This is a genomic window from Bacillus oleivorans (assembly GCF_900207585.1).
Classification (GTDB): domain Bacteria; phylum Bacillota; class Bacilli; order Bacillales; family JC228; genus Bacillus_BF; species Bacillus_BF oleivorans.
Genome location: NZ_OAOP01000004.1, coordinates 272,233 through 287,311, shown reverse-complemented (window position 1 = coordinate 287,311; position 15,079 = coordinate 272,233). Strand labels below are relative to the sequence as shown.

The following is a 15,079-nucleotide window of genomic DNA, read 5'->3' as shown; positions in this document are numbered from 1 at the left end:
AAGAAAAATGATTTTTAACTTTATAGTAGGAAAATATTATTGAAGAAATGTAAGGGGTTACAAAAGTTCTATATTTTAAAATGGGAATCTGTCATTATACTGGCTTAAATTACCAGTTTTGTTAGGGAATTGGGAGGAAATGCTTAGAGGAAAGTTGTTGTTGCTCAAGGAAGCAGGGCGCGTTCAAAAATTGTTTCGGACCGCTCAAAACCGTTCGATTGTGCTCAAAAAATAATCAGAACAAACAAAAAAAGTCCGAACCCAATCAGGTTCGAACCCGTACACTCAGACACTGGATTCCACTTTAACTTGATCAATAAACTTAAAATATGGCAGCAAAATCCCCAACAAGGACACTGTACAAATAATGGACCCGATGAAAAAGTACAATGGCCGGATTCCCCATAACTCACTTAATGTTCCGCCTGCAATGACTCCAATCGGCATCGCTCCTCTAATAATAAAAAGTCTAACCGACGTGACTTTTCCCATTAAATCATTCGGCACGACCTGCTGACAAAGCGTGATATTGTGAACCCCAAAGAACGCCATAGCGACACCAGCCACTGTTTCGGTAAAAATCGCGAAAGCAATGCTCGTGTTAAAGCCTAACGATATAAAAGTAAGACCGCCTACCACTAACGAACCTAACATCAAAATCCTGCGGCTTTTAAAGTTAATCTTTCCGACTAGCATAGAACCGATCACATATCCGAGCGGAAATCCAGCCATAAAATAACCATATTCCGCGTAAGTGCCGGATAATTCATCTGTAATATAGGGAAGAGTAACCACCATTGTTACGCCTACCCCAAATTGAACAAATGCGAGAAAAACACCGAGCCAAACGATTACAGGCTGTCCGAAGAAATAGGAGATTCCTTCTGTGAACTGCTTAAGCCAGGTTTCACGAACGGATAAAAAACTCCTATTTTCTTTAACAAAAAGAAGCAGTGTGCCGCTTATCAATAATAAAGTACTAACAAGAATGAGAGTTGGTTTGACTCCGATATACTCAACTACTATTCCGCCCATGAGGGGAGCACAAAAGGTCATTAGACGGACCGTTCCATCAATATAGCCATTGGCCGTACTTAATTGTTCTTTGGGGACAATCGTAGGAGTGATGGCCAGATTCGCAGGTATATAAACAGGCGTAATTAAACCAATCATGATTTGAACAGCATAAATATGCCAGGCTTCAAGTACACCTAATAATAATGCGATAAGAGGTAAAAGACAAATGAGTCCCTTTGTCCATTGTGAAAAGATCATTGTCCACTTACGGCTCCACCGATCAATAAAAGGACCAATAAACAGCTGCAGCAGGAGGGACGGGATAAAATATAACAGCCACATACTCCCTAAGGCCAGCGTCGAACCTGTCAGCTGATAGATTAATATAGAATTACAGAAGGTTCCAAATGCTCCTCCTAATTCAGAGATTGCATTTCCGATCCAAACAAAGAGAAAGGAGCGGTTCTTTAAGACGTGATCAGTACTCATAGCTACAACACCTTTTGGGATATGTACACAACTTTTATTATGAATAGATATGTGACGATTGAGTAAAAAGTCGCTCATTTTGATTATAAAGGATATGGTGGAAATTAATATAAATATTGGAAAGAAAGATTATTTTTATAATTCTTTTTCGAAAAGATTGTTGTTTTTCGGCAGTAATCGTTTTATAAAGTTTTTGATTTGGACAAGAAAGACGTAGAATTAAGGAAAGCAGTCCGAATGAACCTCTGATTCGGACAGGAAAATCGTGAAATTCAGTGAGGCTGGCTGTCCGAATGAACCTCTGATTCGGACAGAAAAGGCGTAGAATTAAGGAAAGCAGTCCGAATGAACCTCTGATTCGGACAGGAAAATCGTGAAATTCAGTAAGGCTGTCCGAATGAACCTCTGATTCGGACAGAAAAGGCGTAAAATTCAGAGAAGCAGTCCGAATGAACCCCTGATTCGGACAGGAAAATCGTGAAATTCAGTGAGGCTGTCCGAATGAACCTCTGATTTGGACAGGAAAATCGTGAAATTCAGTGAGGCTGTCCGAATGAACCTCTGATTCGGACAGGAAAGGCATAAAATTCAGAGAAGCAGTCTGAAGCCCACGATTCGAGAGGATTTGTTTAAATGTATGTAGCCTATCCGCTCGACCTTTATGTAGTACACAAATGGATAGCAATGGCAACAAAGCTTACGAAAAGAGCTTTTTATAAAGATAAAAAACCTATGGCCCAAATTCTCAAGAATCAATTTGTGCCATAGGCAGCTAATCATCAGGATTAATTCGTTTTTTCAAAGTTAAATGGTATTATTGTCCAGACATTAGTTGAGATTTTAGCTGCTGAATCACCTGTTGTGAAGCAGGAGCAGATGGCTGATAGAATCCTTTTTGAAGTGCGAATTCATATAGCTCTCTTTGGCGCGTTTCATCTTGATTTCTTAATTGAATTAAAACCTGCCTTAGCTCGGGATTATTTGATTCGCTAATATAGCCTGCATACCCTGTTAGGCTCGCATTTAATCCTGCTAAATAATCACTAACGATATCCTTATCTTGTAACATGCTCATCCCACCTTATCCTAAAAAATTTAAAAGTTGCTGTTGTGCTTGTCTTGCAGATTGGGCATCCCTTTGCAGCATTGTTTTTAATTGCGGATCTGTGCAGCTTTGGGCATAGGTTTCTAATTTTTTTGCAACTGTCGCATGTCCGCCAATGAGATGGCGTAAATTTTCAACCTCAAGTTCGGTTAAATTATTCACAACAATTTCCTCCTTTTCCAAATATCATTTGTAATTTTCCCATGTTATAAAAAGAAATACTTATGTATGAGATTTTCCTAAAACTTTTATTTGATCCATGAGGACAAATTTGCCAATTATTCAATTCCAATCTTACCTTTGTGGTAAACTGACCTTAATACTTAAGCACTTAAGGGTCACTCGTTCATATAAAAGATCGTTTCCTCATGATTAAACAAACGTTTGTTTAATTCTAGGTGGCTTAATTGGCAGAGGGAGGTAATAGTTTGAGAGACTACTTGAAAAAGCTAGGAATTGGTACGGTAAAAGAAAATTCACTAGAACAAATAGAAGAATTAACAAGAGCACATTTACATACGTTTCCGTTCGAATTGATTAGCAAATATACACTGGCAGGTGAAAATATCGAAAAGAGGATCCCGACTGTTGCAGAGTTCTTAGAGAGAAATACCCAATTAGGCTGGGGTGGAAATTGTTATGTACTGAATGGCCGTTTTATTCAGCTCCTAGATTGGTTAGGGTACGACGTAGAACTTGTCCCGGTTGAAAAAGGACATATTGCGATTTGGCTCAGCTGGAAAGGTGAGGACTACCTAGTTGACGCTGGTTATGCTGGCCCCTTTTTTGAACCAATCCCGATTAAGACAGGGAACTGGGTAGTCGAAACCTTTTATGAAACCTCCCATTTTGAGCGGTCGGAGGATGGCGGTATTGTATGGACGCGTGTCCTGGATGGGGGAGAGCCAATCGTAACTAAAACGCTTTACCTTCGTAAACTGACTAGGGCAGAATTTGATTTTTGGCTGCAGCGGGCTTACACCGATATCCCAGAAAATCGTCTTTTCCGTAAAATTGAGGTTACCTGGTACCCGAATGGAGAACGGCATCAGTTGATGAATACAAAATATACTGTCCATAAGCAGAACGGAGAGCATTTCGAAAAAATTTTTGACAATAGAGAAGAATGGATTCAGTTGATTGAGGACAAGGCTGGGATATCAAGAATTTCAACAGAAAAAGCTTTGCGCTTTTTGAGTGAGCGCGGGGTGGAATTGTTCTAAAGTATATCGAAATAAAATAGGGGTGATAACAATGGTAGACGTAATGACCGAAATAAAAATTCGGTGTCCGTTAGAAAAAGTTTCAGAATATGCCGCAAACCCTGATAATGCTCCAGAATGGTATGACAATATTCATTCAGCGGAATGGCAAACTCCCAAGCTGTTAGCGGTCGGTTCCCGAATTGCTTTCAAAGCCCAATTTTTAAGAAGAGAGCTTGCTTATGTGTATGAAGTTGTTGAGTTTATTCCTGGCGAAAAACTGGTTATGAGCACTGCAAATGGACCATTTCCGATGGAGACAACCTATACCTGGGAAGCCATTGATGCCTCTACTACTTTAATGACCTTGCGGAACAAAGGCAATCCGACCGGTTTTTCTAAATTAATGGCTCCGTTTATGTCCACTATGATGCGACAAGCCAACAAAAAGGACTTAAAGAAAATAAAGGAGATTCTTGAGAAAAGATTTTAGTACAAAATCGTAAAGATTACATAATTGGATTAACTCGTTCAACAATGAGTCTAGAGGATATTGAATAGTTTCTGAGACCTAATTATACAGTAGTAAACTATTTCGATATTGTATACTCGATTTATGCGCTAGGCTGGACCCTTGATTTAAACCGTACACTGTCAAATATTTATCAATATTTAAAACCAGGCGGAATGATTGTTTTTAGCTGGGACCATCCGATGCATAATCGGCTAACCTATAAGGATTCTTCCTTTATTTTTAACAAATCGTACAATCTTGAAGGTCCTGAATTGAATGAGGCGTGGCACAACAATGTAATTATCTATCATCGGAAATTAAGTACATATATAAATACTCCTGTTGAAGTTGGATTTTCGGTAGAAAAAGTGATTGAAGATGTAATCTTACCGGAAAATGCTTCAGATGATCCGTCTAAATGGTATTCAACTCAAAGAGCAGAACTGGTTCCGGCGTCTTTCATAATGAAAGCCGCTAAAAAGTGATATTTCTATAAACAAAAAATGCCTGGCGAAAAATTTTGCCAGGCATTTCTTACTCTTTATGAAACTTTTTCCTCAACAATTGGACTTGATACTGCAGGTTTTTTTGAAGGAATGACATTAAAAATAATATTCAATAGTATAGCTGTCACACTGCCTGCTACAATTCCATTATCAGTCAAAATTTGTACACTTTGTGGCAGTTTGGCGAAAATGTCAGGTACTACGGTTACTCCAAGTCCCATTCCGACTGAACATGCAATAATTAATAGGTTTTCTTGTTTCGCAAAGTCAACGCGGCCTAACATTTTAATTCCATAGGCAACAACCATTCCGAACATAGCTACCATCGCTCCGCCTAAAACAGGTGTTGGGATAATGGTTGTAAATGCACCAATTTTTGGAACTAGGCCAAGAAGTACGAGGAAGGCACCTGTCAGATAAATAACCTTCTTCGTTTTGACCCCTGAAAGCTGGATCAGTCCAACATTTTGTGAGAACGTTGTATAAGGAAATGCATTGAAAATGGCACCTAATACAATCGCTAATCCTTCAGCACGATAGCCTCGTGCTACATCTTTCTCTGTAATCTTTTCTTCACAAATATCGCTTAAGGCAAAATAGACGCCTGTTGATTCTACTAAACTAACAAGTGCAACTAGGATCATCGTGATGACAGCTGTCCATTCGATTGTTGGCGTACCAAAATAGAACGGTTTAACCATATGGAACCAAGATGCGTCTGCAACAGGGGTAAAGTCGACCATCCCCATAAATGCACCAGCAACTGTTCCGAGTAAGAGTCCAAGTAAAATAGCAATAGAACGAATGAAGCCAGTGAAAAACCGGAATAACAGAATGATAAATAATAAAGTTCCTAGAGCTAATGCAAGGTTTGGAAGTGCACCAAAGCTTTCGCTTCCCTGGCCGCCTGCCATATTGTTCATTGCAACTGGGATTAAAGTGATTCCAATAATCGTAACAACAGAGCCTGTAACAACCGGAGGGAAGTAAGGAATAAGTTTCCCGAATACCCCAGAAATAATGATTACGAATATCCCAGATACCAAGATCGAGCCATATACAGCTCCAACCCCATATTCTCCGCCAATTGCAATCATTGGACCGACTGCTGTAAAGGTACAGCCAAGTACAACTGGTAAGCCGATTCCGAAAAATTTATTTTTCCATACTTGCAAGATCGTAGCAATCCCGCACATTAGAATATCAACTGATACTAAATAGGTAAGCTGTTCAATCGTCATGCCTAAAGCTCCACCCACGATCAGCGGAACGATAATGGCACCAGCATACATAGCTAATACGTGCTGAATACTTAAGGAAACTAACTTAAATGGCTGTCTGCTCATAGTTTACCTCCTCTAAAAATTCGACCCTTCCGTTTTGTAACGAGCTAATTCGCGCTAATGATTCAACGCGAATAGACTGTTCTCTTAGCTGTTTTCCGCCCGATTGGAACGCCTTTTCAATGACAATTCCGATCCCTTTTGCCTCAGCACCAGCTTGTTTAACTAATTCAAGCAGGCCGAATGCTGCTTCTCCGTTTGCAAGAAAATCATCTATAATTAGAACTTTGTCTTCACGATTGATATACTCCTTTGATATGGCAATCGTATTCGTTTCTTGCTTTGTAAAAGAGTATACTTCTGCAGTAAATAAATTATCGACTAATGTAAGTGATTTTCTTTTTCGTGCAAATACGAAAGGAACCCCGAAATTTAAGGCAGTCATCATTGCAGGTGCGATTCCGGATGATTCTAATGTAAGAACCTTCGTAATTCCGTCCTGACGAAAACGATTATAAAATTCATCCCCAATAGCCTTCATTAGCTGCGGATCCACTTGGTGATTAAGAAAGGAATCTACTTTTAAAATCGATTCCGATAACACTTTCCCGTTCTGTCTAATCTTTTCTTGAAGCAGTTTCAATATAATGCCCCCTTTTTGAAAAATAGTAATCGTTGATCTTTGGGGCATAAAAAAAGCCCAAAAGATCATTACATTCACATCTAAACAGAGTGAAGCAATGCCCTTCTGAGCTTAAAACTTTTTTGGGTATGAAAATATCCATAGGCAGATATCTTCCATTGCTCACTCATAGTCAGATTATTTACGGTAACCCGGTAGAGACTTGCGAGCCATATTCTCGCGATTATATGAGTGAATGCGATATAAAATTACGAAATTCATTATAGCATACATCTAGTCGATGAAAATAGTGGGGATTGTTGTAAAAAAGTTTTGAGCAGATTATTGGTTATAGTGGTTTAAGTTTAGTAAGCTTATCAAAGGTAAATGAAAAGGACCACATCGATTTTGTCAGGACTATTGTAAAACTATAAGCTTTATTGTTGACAATGCGATAGCAGTATAATATCATATGTCTTGTATTCGAAAATCCTTAATTAAGGATAAACGAATACGAGATAAACAGGACTATAGTCTTAGGTAGTAAGTTCAAGTTTTTTAAAACATTTTTATCGGATCTATGCTTGATTAACTTTTAAGTGGGATCTTATTCACATATATCTCAAAATTGAGAAATGCGAATAAATGCTATTCTAAGTTAGCCTTATAGAGTAGAAAGAGCTAAGTTTGATAAAAATATGATGGTTTGAGATTGGCAAAACACGAAGAATTTAAAATTTGCTTATATCTCTCAAATTAGAGATTTAAGATAAAATTTTCCCTTCATTTTAAGGAAAAAATGGAATTTACTTTCCAAGATTAAGGCTGTATTTATTGTATGGTATTTGTACCTAAAATAGGTGGTGTATAGAATGGGAATTTTCGACAAGCTATTAGGAAGAACAACTAAAGAGGAGGAAACGCATATGGAAAAATTAAAAATAGGTATTATTTTAGGATCTACCCGTCAAGGACGTGTTAGTCCACAAGTAGGAGAATGGGTAAAAGGAATTGCAGATAAACGTGGAGATGCTGACTACGAAATCGTAGATATTGCGGATTACAAATTACCATTCCTAGGTGAAACTGATGGTTCTGAACCAGGCATCGCAGCCTGGAATGAAAAATTAGCTAGCCTTGATGGGTTCGTATTCATCGTTCAAGAATACAATCATAGCATTACAGGTGCGCTTAAAAACGCTCTTGATTTTGCACGCGAAGCATGGAACAACAAAGCTGCTGGTATCGTAAGCTACGGTTCAACTGGTGGTGCTCGTGCAGCTGAACATCTTCGTGGAATTCTAGGTGAATTAATGGTTGCAGATGTTCGTACTCATCCAACTCTATCTCTATTCACTGATTTTGAAAACGGCTCAGTTTTCAAGCCACAAGATCTACACCTTGATAACGTAAACCTAATGCTAGACCAAGTTCTTGCATGGAGCGGTGCACTAAAAACTTTACGATAAAACGCCTTTTAAAATGAAGGGAAATTAAAAGAGGGGATCATTTAGATCTCCTCTTTTTGCTTCGACATATGCCTGCCAAGCCCCGATTTATACCTCGATCTATCATGTCACTCCCCGATTACGCGCCGATTTATGCCGAAAAAAAACACCCGCTATGGGGTGCCTTTAGGTCGGTTTATACTGTTTGTTTTGGCTTTTCTAATAAGACGCCAACTGTAAGTACTATGGATGCGATTAGGAATAAGTATAGACCTGACCCAGCTCCATTAACGGTTGTTCCAAAAACATCAACACTTTTCGTACTTAGGAATAAAAACGTACCGATAACCGCAATGATTCCACAAATAAGACCCGCCACTTTATTTAATGATTTCCCTGTTAAAACCCGATAAATCGGATAGATAAAGAAAATAAGCAACAAGTATCCCTGTTGTTGAAATCCAGAAGCCGAAATAAATCCTAAATCTGCCCATGGTAAAAATAAAGAAATAACTGCCGCGCAGGTTGCCAAAAAAATTAATTTTGCGCTAAGATATGAATTTTTAAAGTTAAAATTCATGAATTGTTCCCTCCTTGATGTTATGTGCAACACAACTAATTAAGATTAATAAAATCCGCCGCCAAACATACTCGAGAAGGCACTTACTAATGAGTCAAACAACATTTCCCCCATAATTCGAAGTGCAATAAAGGTTAGTACGTAAGCAATTAAAATACCGTAAACCTTATCTAATCCTTCCTGAGACTGCTTTTGATAGCTGGTAACTACTAAAGCCGGTACTAAGAAAATGGCACCGATTAAGCCGAAAACTAATAAATAGATAAATAGGCTTACTTTAATTAAAGATAAAATAAGTGCTACGGCAAGAATCGTTACAAATGGGATTAAAAGACTAGCAAAGCGGGCGATCACCTCTTTGAAACTAGCATTTACTTTCATTAATTTAACGGCAGCGAATGAAAATGCAGCCACAAGTAAAATAAAAATAGCGTAAGCAAAAAATGGCTTAATCACTACATCGGCAAATGGAGGATTAATATCCATTGACTCGCCAAATAACTCAGCACCAAAATCATTTAGATCACCTAGTACGCCTTTTAAGGCAAAGTAAATGATGAAAGGAATCAGTAATGAATAAAGAATAATTGTAATAATTCCATTAATAAACTGATCTTCTCCTGCCTTTACAGAAGCTGCATAAGGGTGTTTTAGCACGTGGAGAAAAGTATTGATGTAAGACTTCGAGATTTTTTTCGCACCTTCTACATACTGGCTAGTTTGTACGCTAGAAGCTGGTTTAGATACATACTCTTCCGCAGTTACAGAGACTTGTTGTGTTGCTTGTACTGGCTGGTTTTCCTGAGCACTCACAGTCTCATCAGATGCTGTTGGAAGTTGAGTCCCACATTTAACGCAAAACTTGCCTCCCTCACTTTCATGACTACAATTCGGACAAATCATCAAGTATTCTTCCTCTCTGAAATAAGATAATAGGTATGTGACTTTATACCCATTTTTGTAAATACTATCTAATTATATAGAAAATTAGAGGAATTACCATAGAAACTGGAAAAATATTTAACAAATTCCGACACGTGCAGTCACGCACCGGAACATGTGAATTCGTCGGTCAAACTTTTAGGACTATGTGATATCTTATTTTTTGGTACTCGTTCTGTTAAAAGGACATAGGAACCGTTATTTATGAAAAATGGTTTTTTTCTTCAATTTATCGGACATAGGTTCCGTTAATAAGCGAAAACAAGGGCATTTTCTTGCTAAAATTCTCAAATAACGGATCTCCTGTCCGCGAACACTGTGGATTCCACTGATTTTATCGAAATAACGGATTCTATGTCCGCTTCGATAAAGATACTTGATCGAAAAGAACAATATATATATATTTATTCCTCCTTGAATATCGTCTTTCAAACATAAAAAGGCACCCTTTGCAATTAGACTTAGGGTGCCGATTTTTGGATTAAACCGACTTCAAACTTTCTTCGCGAATTAACTCCAGCAGCTCGGCCTTTAATGCAGCAAATTCCGGACCGCTCTTACTTTGATAATCGCGTGGGCGGGGGAGAGGGACTTTGATGTTTGCCTTTAGACGCCCTGGCCTAGCTGTCATTACGTAGACCGAGTCACCTAAGAAAATGGACTCTTCTACATCATGGGTGATAAAAAGAATCGTTTTTTTCGATTCCTCCCAAACTTTTAGAAGGATCTCTTGCATGATAGAGCGGGTCTGGGCATCTAGGGCACCAAATGGCTCATCCATCAGCAAAATTTCCGGATCATTCGCAAGAGCCCTTGCAATCGCAACCCTTTGCTTCATCCCGCCTGAAAGCTGTATCGGATAATGTTTTTCAAATCCGTTTAAACCAATCATATTTAAATAGTGACGGGCAACTTCCTGCTGTTCTTTTTTCGAAACTCCTTTTAACTTCAGCCCAAATGCAATGTTTTCTTCGACTGTTAGCCATGGATACAAAGAATAAGTTTGAAACACCATCCCCCGATCTGGACCTGGCCCCTTAATCTCTTTCCCATCCATCAGCACTTTACCTGAAGTAGGCTCTTCCAGCCCGGCAACGACCCGTAAAATCGTAGACTTCCCGCAGCCAGAAGGGCCAAGTATAGTAACAAATTCTCCTTCTTCAACCGTAAAGGAGGTTTGGTTCAGCGCGACAACATCTCCGCTTTTCGTTGAAAAAACTTTTCCGACTTGATCGATTACTAGCTTTGTTGTCATGATGTTATCCTTCCTTTCTCATCCAGCCAAAAGATAAGCGGTAGATCGTTTTGAAAATCAAATCGGTTAGTAAGCCCAAAAGACCGATAATTAATATCCCGACAATGATTTCTTCAGAATTTAAGAAACGGGAGGCTTGCATAATCATATAGCCGAGTCCGCTTGATGCGCCAACAATTTCAGCCACAACTAGGTAAGTCCAGGCCCAGCCGAACGTGATCCGCAGTGTATCGACAATACCAGGTAATGAGGCTGGTAGTATTACCTTCGTAAATAATTGGCTTTTGTTAACCCCTAACGTGTAGGAAACTTCGATTAATTCGTTCTGTACATTTTTTGTAACATCCATCACCATTAGTGTCAGCTGAAAGAAGGTACCAAAAAAGATAACAGCCATTTTTTCAGTTTCACCTAGTCCAATCCAGAGGATAAATAAAGGAATAAATGCTGAGGCAGGCATATAACGGATAAAGCCAATAAAAGGTTCAAAGGCAGCTTGGGCAATGCGAAGGCTGCCCATTAATATTCCGAGGGGAACCCCGATCGCTGCTGCCAATAAAAAGCCAAGGGCAACGCGGGAAAAACTTATACCGATATCTGCAATAATGTCTCCCTCCTGGAACATAGAAATAGCTGTAGTAACGATTTTGTCCGGTGCTGGCAAGAATAATGGACTTATGAAACCGCCGTATGTCAAAACGGACCAGATGATTAAGAAAAGGAGAAAGGTAGTTAAACCAGCTCCAAGAGATAGTTTTTTTGATATTTCTTTCTTAGGTGTAAAAATTGATTTCCACATGAGTGAACTCCTCCAATTACTTAATGAAAAAAGGAGGCCCAGACAGGCGCTCCTTACATGCTATAGCCCTTCTACAAAGGTTGAGTTCAAGACCTCATCTGCACTTGGGGCTATTTCAATTAGCCCTTGTTCTAAATAGAAGTCACTTGCATTTTGTGCTGAGCTATAAATATCACCTTGTTGCTTACTTGTTCCAAATAGATTTTTATTTGCTTGTGCATCCATAAATTTAAGCCCTGTTACTGTAGCCGTAAATTCCTCTACGTCAATGTTTAGCCCTTCAGCCATAATCTGATTAGATTCTTCTTCGTTTTCCTTCCAGTAATCCATCGCATCGGCCATTGCATTAACAAAAGCTTGAATATCTTCCGGACGTTCTTCTACTACACTCTTTCTAAAACCAACCGTATCCACAATAATTCCTGGTAAATCCTTTGTTGAAACGAGAATTTTTCCATCTGCCTCAGAGGCTTTAGATAACCAAGGCTCCCAAGTTACAGCTGCATCTACCTGGCCAGCCACAAAGGCTGCTCCTGCATCACCAGCAGACATTTGCACCATTTCCACATCTTGATCTGTCAATCCAGCTTCTTCTAAAGCAGTAAGCAGAAGAAGGTGACTTGTAGATCCTTGTTCAAATGCAACCTGTTTTCCTTTTAAATCTTCTACTGAATGAATATTATTTTTAACGGTAATTCCATCCCCGCCATAGGAGTCATCTAATAACCAAACTACCTCCATGGGTACATCTGCCGCTGCCATTGTAACCTGTACATCTAATGCTGTTGCCATTCCATCGACTTGTCCGCCAGCAAGAGCTTGCTTTCGTTCAGCTAATCCTTCAATAATAGAAAGTTCTACTTCTATACCATGCTTTTCAAAGAACCCTTTTTCTTGAGCTAAAAAGAGCGGTCCATAGCCTGTCCAGGTCGGAAGCGTAACTTTTAAAGGTTCTTTTGCCGAGCCTTCTTCTCTGCCTGCATTGTCACCTGCTTCAGATGCTCCACACGCTGCTAATACGAGTACTATTAATATAGAAAATAGTGTTAATCCTAATTTTTTCATTTTCATGTTCTCCTTCAGTTCGTTTACTTTTCAAAAATCAAATATAAAGCCTGGATTAATGCTTGCAGTTCATCCTCTGTACCGACAGATATTCGGAGGGAGGTAGTCAATCCATATCCAGAAAGATTGCGGACAATAATTCCATATTGTTCAGCAAGCTGTGTGAATAATTCGCCGCTGTTATATCCTGTATTAACATAAACAAAATTCCCGTGACTTTTTATATAGGTAAAACCAAGTTCTTCAAATGCTTTGTATAAAAGATTTTTACCGGCTTCGTTAATCTTAAGCGCCTGTTCAACATGTTCTTGATCTTTTAAACTAGCAACTGCCCCAGCCTGGGCAACACTATTTACATTAAACGGGGACCGTACCTGATGGATCGCATTCACAATTGGCACCGGACCAATGCCGTAACCCAGTCTAGCTGCCGCCATTGAATAGATTTTAGAGAAAGTTCTTATCACAAACACAGGATAATTTTCTTTCACAAACGGAATGGAAGAGAAGTACTCAGGTCCGCCTGCATACTCATGATAAGCCTCATCAATCACCACAATCACATGATCCGGAAGCTGCTGGAAAAAGGAGACAAGCTCCTGCTTTCGAATAACTGCACCGGTTGGATTATTTGGATTACAAAGGCAAATTAGCTTCGTTTTGGTTGTGATTCGATCTAAAATCGCTTGCAAATCAATCCCTAAATCCTCTTTCATCGGGGCAAGCACAGGTTTTGCACCCATCAAATGAGCAGAGGCAAAGTATTGAACAAAGGTGACTTCCGGGATAATCACTTCATCCCCTGGATCGAGATAGGTTTGAGCTACCATTGTGATCATTTCATCGGCTCCATTGGATAAAATGATGTTTTCTGGTAACACTTCTTCCATTTCGGCAATCTTTTGCTGAACGAGAGCTCCGGTTGAACTCGGATATAGATTCAATTTTCGGATCGCCTGTTGCATGGCTTCGATTGCTTTAGGTGAAGGTCCTAATGGATTTTCATTAAATGATAGTTTAAAAACTCTTTCTTTTCCCAAAACTTTCTTTATCTCTTCCACTGGGAGGTCTGCCAGCTTTGATGTATAAGGCATGAGATTGGGATACACCTCTCGCACTAATTGTTCAATCTTCACTGTACGTTCACCAACTTCCCAATTTCCTCAACTTGCTGAATTGCTTTTATAACCATGGAAGGGGTCACCACAAATGGCATATTCGCCATATCTTCGATTGTGACAGATACTTCACCTAGCTGCTTCCACTGTTCGGGTGAAAGGGTTTGAATACCCATTTGTAATAGCTGATAAGGCAATTTAACTTTTTGGTAAAAAGAAATAAGATCCGTAATCTCTTTTATCGGTTTTTCTTCAAGACATAGCTGTGCCAAAATTCCGTAAGCCACTATTTCACCGTGGTACGTATCGTGGACTTCAGGGAAAATCGTTAATCCGGAATAAATCGCGTGGGCAGCTGCAGTTCGGCAGTCATCGCCGCCATAACCGCTAACGCTTCCGCTTATGAGAATAATGCTATCGACTACATCTTCAAGGGAGGAATTTTCCGTTCCTTGCTTAACAGCTTCAATTGCTGCTTCCCCCTCTTCTAAAAGTAATTGAAAGATTCCGTTAGCGAGCCTTACTGCACTTTGGTTTCGTGCATTGGGCTTTACTTTTTGCACAGATGCCCTTGATTCAAACCATTTTGCTAACGTATCGCCGATGCCCGCAACCAAAAAGCGGTAAGGAGCCGATTGAATGATTTCCATATCGACAAGGACCACATTGGGTGCTTTCGCTTTACGGCTGATTTCAATAAAGATTCCCTCGTCATAGTAAAGAATGGAAATTGGAGTCGCGGCAGCACAGGTTGCAGCAATCGTAGGAACTGCAATTAAAGGAAGCTTTACTGCATAAGCAACAGCTTTTACTGTATCTAAAGCTTTCCCGCCGCCAATACCAATCAGAACATCGGGCTTGAACTTGTGTACTATTTCTACTAATCTATTGATTTCACTCCATGAACACTCACCGCTAAAAGGGATTGGTTCGAGGAGGGGGAGCTCGTTCGTCTCTAGACTTTTAATAATTTTTGGCTTTGCAACAGACAAAGCGGTTTCTCCGCCAATTAATAAAGCGGATTGTCCAAATTCCTTTACATACAGCCCGATTTTCTCAAGCACATTCGCCTCTCGAACATACTGTCCAGGCCCCGTAACAACCTTCATGATGCCATCTCCTAAGTATATGTAA

Annotated in this window: 16 protein-coding genes, 1 pseudogene and 1 riboswitch; of the genes and pseudogenes, 5 read left to right on the top strand and 12 right to left on the bottom strand. The window is 39.5% G+C overall.

The annotated features are described in order from the left end of the window. Nucleotides 1-285 precede the first annotated feature (285 nt). The 3 genes from CRO56_RS10930 to CRO56_RS10920 form a co-directional block, all read right to left on the bottom strand. A complete protein-coding gene (locus tag CRO56_RS10930; protein WP_097158665.1) occupies nt 286-1,506 on the bottom strand; it encodes an MFS transporter in 1,221 nt (406 codons plus the stop codon). 814 nt (nt 1,507-2,320) lie between these two features. Beyond that, nucleotides 2,321-2,575 carry a spore coat protein gene (locus CRO56_RS10925; RefSeq protein ID WP_097158664.1) on the bottom strand — a complete coding sequence of 85 codons (255 nt, stop codon included), beginning with the start codon at nt 2,573-2,575 and terminating at the stop codon, nt 2,321-2,323. 12 nt (nt 2,576-2,587) lie between these two features. Next, complete coding sequence (locus CRO56_RS10920; RefSeq protein ID WP_097158663.1) at nt 2,588-2,773, bottom strand: hypothetical protein; 186 nt, start codon at nt 2,771-2,773, stop codon at nt 2,588-2,590. A 266-nt stretch (nt 2,774-3,039) separates the two neighbouring features. On the opposite strand from CRO56_RS10920, the gene CRO56_RS10915 reads away from it, so the two are divergent. The 4 genes and pseudogenes from CRO56_RS10915 to CRO56_RS10905 all read left to right on the top strand — a co-directional run bounded on the left by CRO56_RS10915 (nt 3,040) and on the right by CRO56_RS10905 (nt 4,812). Beyond that, the gene (locus CRO56_RS10915) at nt 3,040-3,834 is read left to right on the top strand and encodes an arylamine N-acetyltransferase (RefSeq protein WP_179714252.1); all 795 of its coding nucleotides are present in this window, start codon (nt 3,040-3,042) and stop codon (nt 3,832-3,834) included. 31 nt (nt 3,835-3,865) lie between these two features. Continuing rightward, a complete protein-coding gene (locus CRO56_RS10910) occupies nt 3,866-4,306 on the top strand; it encodes an SRPBCC family protein (RefSeq protein ID WP_097158661.1) in 441 nt (146 codons plus the stop codon). Between the two features lie 71 nt (nt 4,307-4,377). Then, nucleotides 4,378-4,500: pseudogene (locus CRO56_RS23405) on the top strand (methyltransferase domain-containing protein); the annotation flags it as partial. 27 nt (nt 4,501-4,527) lie between these two features. Continuing rightward, on the top strand, nt 4,528-4,812 hold the full coding sequence (locus CRO56_RS10905; RefSeq protein ID WP_245855785.1) for a hypothetical protein: 285 nt from the start codon (nt 4,528-4,530) through the stop codon (nt 4,810-4,812). A 56-nt stretch (nt 4,813-4,868) separates the two neighbouring features. Here the strand turns inward: CRO56_RS10905 and CRO56_RS10900 are convergent, their stop codons facing one another. Then, nucleotides 4,869-6,179, bottom strand: coding sequence for a nucleobase:cation symporter-2 family protein (locus tag CRO56_RS10900; protein ID WP_097158659.1), 1,311 nt, complete (start codon nt 6,177-6,179; stop codon nt 4,869-4,871). Then, nucleotides 6,160-6,759: a xanthine phosphoribosyltransferase gene (locus CRO56_RS10895; RefSeq protein WP_097158658.1), complete on the bottom strand. Its 600-nt coding sequence runs from the start codon at nt 6,757-6,759 to the stop codon at nt 6,160-6,162. Before CRO56_RS10895 ends, CRO56_RS10900 begins: the two co-directional genes overlap by 20 nt. A 149-nt stretch (nt 6,760-6,908) precedes the next feature. Continuing rightward, nucleotides 6,909-7,010, bottom strand: a riboswitch (purine riboswitch). Nucleotides 7,011-7,610: 600 nt separating this feature from the next. On the opposite strand from CRO56_RS10895, the gene CRO56_RS10890 reads away from it, so the two are divergent. Then, nucleotides 7,611-8,207, top strand: a complete 597-nt coding sequence (locus tag CRO56_RS10890; protein WP_097158657.1) for an NADPH-dependent FMN reductase — start codon at nt 7,611-7,613, stop codon at nt 8,205-8,207. 175 nt (nt 8,208-8,382) lie between these two features. On the opposite strand, the gene CRO56_RS10885 is transcribed toward CRO56_RS10890, so the two are convergent. From CRO56_RS10885 to CRO56_RS10855, 7 genes are all read right to left on the bottom strand, one after another. After that, nucleotides 8,383-8,766, bottom strand: a complete 384-nt coding sequence (locus CRO56_RS10885; protein ID WP_097158656.1) for a hypothetical protein — start codon at nt 8,764-8,766, stop codon at nt 8,383-8,385. A 45-nt stretch (nt 8,767-8,811) separates the two neighbouring features. Further along, on the bottom strand, nt 8,812-9,669 hold the full coding sequence (locus tag CRO56_RS10880; protein ID WP_097158655.1) for a zinc ribbon domain-containing protein: 858 nt from the start codon (nt 9,667-9,669) through the stop codon (nt 8,812-8,814). 520 nt (nt 9,670-10,189) lie between these two features. Further along, nucleotides 10,190-10,963: an ABC transporter ATP-binding protein gene (locus CRO56_RS10875; RefSeq protein ID WP_097158654.1), complete on the bottom strand. Its 774-nt coding sequence runs from the start codon at nt 10,961-10,963 to the stop codon at nt 10,190-10,192. 4 nt (nt 10,964-10,967) lie between these two features. Further along, nucleotides 10,968-11,762: an ABC transporter permease gene (locus CRO56_RS10870; RefSeq protein ID WP_097158653.1), complete on the bottom strand. Its 795-nt coding sequence runs from the start codon at nt 11,760-11,762 to the stop codon at nt 10,968-10,970. A 60-nt stretch (nt 11,763-11,822) separates the two neighbouring features. After that, nucleotides 11,823-12,827 carry an ABC transporter substrate-binding protein gene (locus CRO56_RS10865; RefSeq protein WP_097158652.1) on the bottom strand — a complete coding sequence of 335 codons (1,005 nt, stop codon included), beginning with the start codon at nt 12,825-12,827 and terminating at the stop codon, nt 11,823-11,825. 23 nt (nt 12,828-12,850) lie between these two features. Continuing rightward, entirely contained in the window at nt 12,851-13,963 is a 1,113-nt protein-coding gene (gene hisC / locus CRO56_RS10860) for a histidinol-phosphate transaminase (RefSeq protein WP_097158651.1), read from the bottom strand. Beyond that, a complete protein-coding gene (locus tag CRO56_RS10855; RefSeq protein WP_097158650.1) occupies nt 13,960-15,054 on the bottom strand; it encodes an iron-containing alcohol dehydrogenase family protein in 1,095 nt (364 codons plus the stop codon). Before CRO56_RS10855 ends, hisC begins: the two co-directional genes overlap by 4 nt. Nucleotides 15,055-15,079: the final 25 nt, after the last annotated feature.

Coding starts and splice junctions, on each gene's coding strand:
- CRO56_RS10930 (WP_097158665.1), bottom strand. CDS start 1,506: ATGAGTACTGATCACGTCTTAAAGAACCGCTCCTTTCTCTTTGTTTGG.
- CRO56_RS10925 (WP_097158664.1), bottom strand. CDS start 2,575: ATGTTACAAGATAAGGATATCGTTAGTGATTATTTAGCAGGATTAAAT.
- CRO56_RS10910 (WP_097158661.1), top strand. CDS start 3,866: ATGGTAGACGTAATGACCGAAATAAAAATTCGGTGTCCGTTAGAAAAA.
- CRO56_RS10905 (WP_245855785.1), top strand. CDS start 4,528: ATGCATAATCGGCTAACCTATAAGGATTCTTCCTTTATTTTTAACAAA.
- CRO56_RS10900 (WP_097158659.1), bottom strand. CDS start 6,179: ATGAGCAGACAGCCATTTAAGTTAGTTTCCTTAAGTATTCAGCACGTA.
- CRO56_RS10890 (WP_097158657.1), top strand. CDS start 7,611: ATGGGAATTTTCGACAAGCTATTAGGAAGAACAACTAAAGAGGAGGAA.
- CRO56_RS10885 (WP_097158656.1), bottom strand. CDS start 8,766: ATGAATTTTAACTTTAAAAATTCATATCTTAGCGCAAAATTAATTTTT.
- CRO56_RS10880 (WP_097158655.1), bottom strand. CDS start 9,669: ATGATTTGTCCGAATTGTAGTCATGAAAGTGAGGGAGGCAAGTTTTGC.
- CRO56_RS10875 (WP_097158654.1), bottom strand. CDS start 10,963: ATGACAACAAAGCTAGTAATCGATCAAGTCGGAAAAGTTTTTTCAACG.
- CRO56_RS10870 (WP_097158653.1), bottom strand. CDS start 11,762: ATGTGGAAATCAATTTTTACACCTAAGAAAGAAATATCAAAAAAACTA.
- CRO56_RS10865 (WP_097158652.1), bottom strand. CDS start 12,827: ATGAAAAAATTAGGATTAACACTATTTTCTATATTAATAGTACTCGTA.
- CRO56_RS10855 (WP_097158650.1), bottom strand. CDS start 15,054: ATGAAGGTTGTTACGGGGCCTGGACAGTATGTTCGAGAGGCGAATGTG.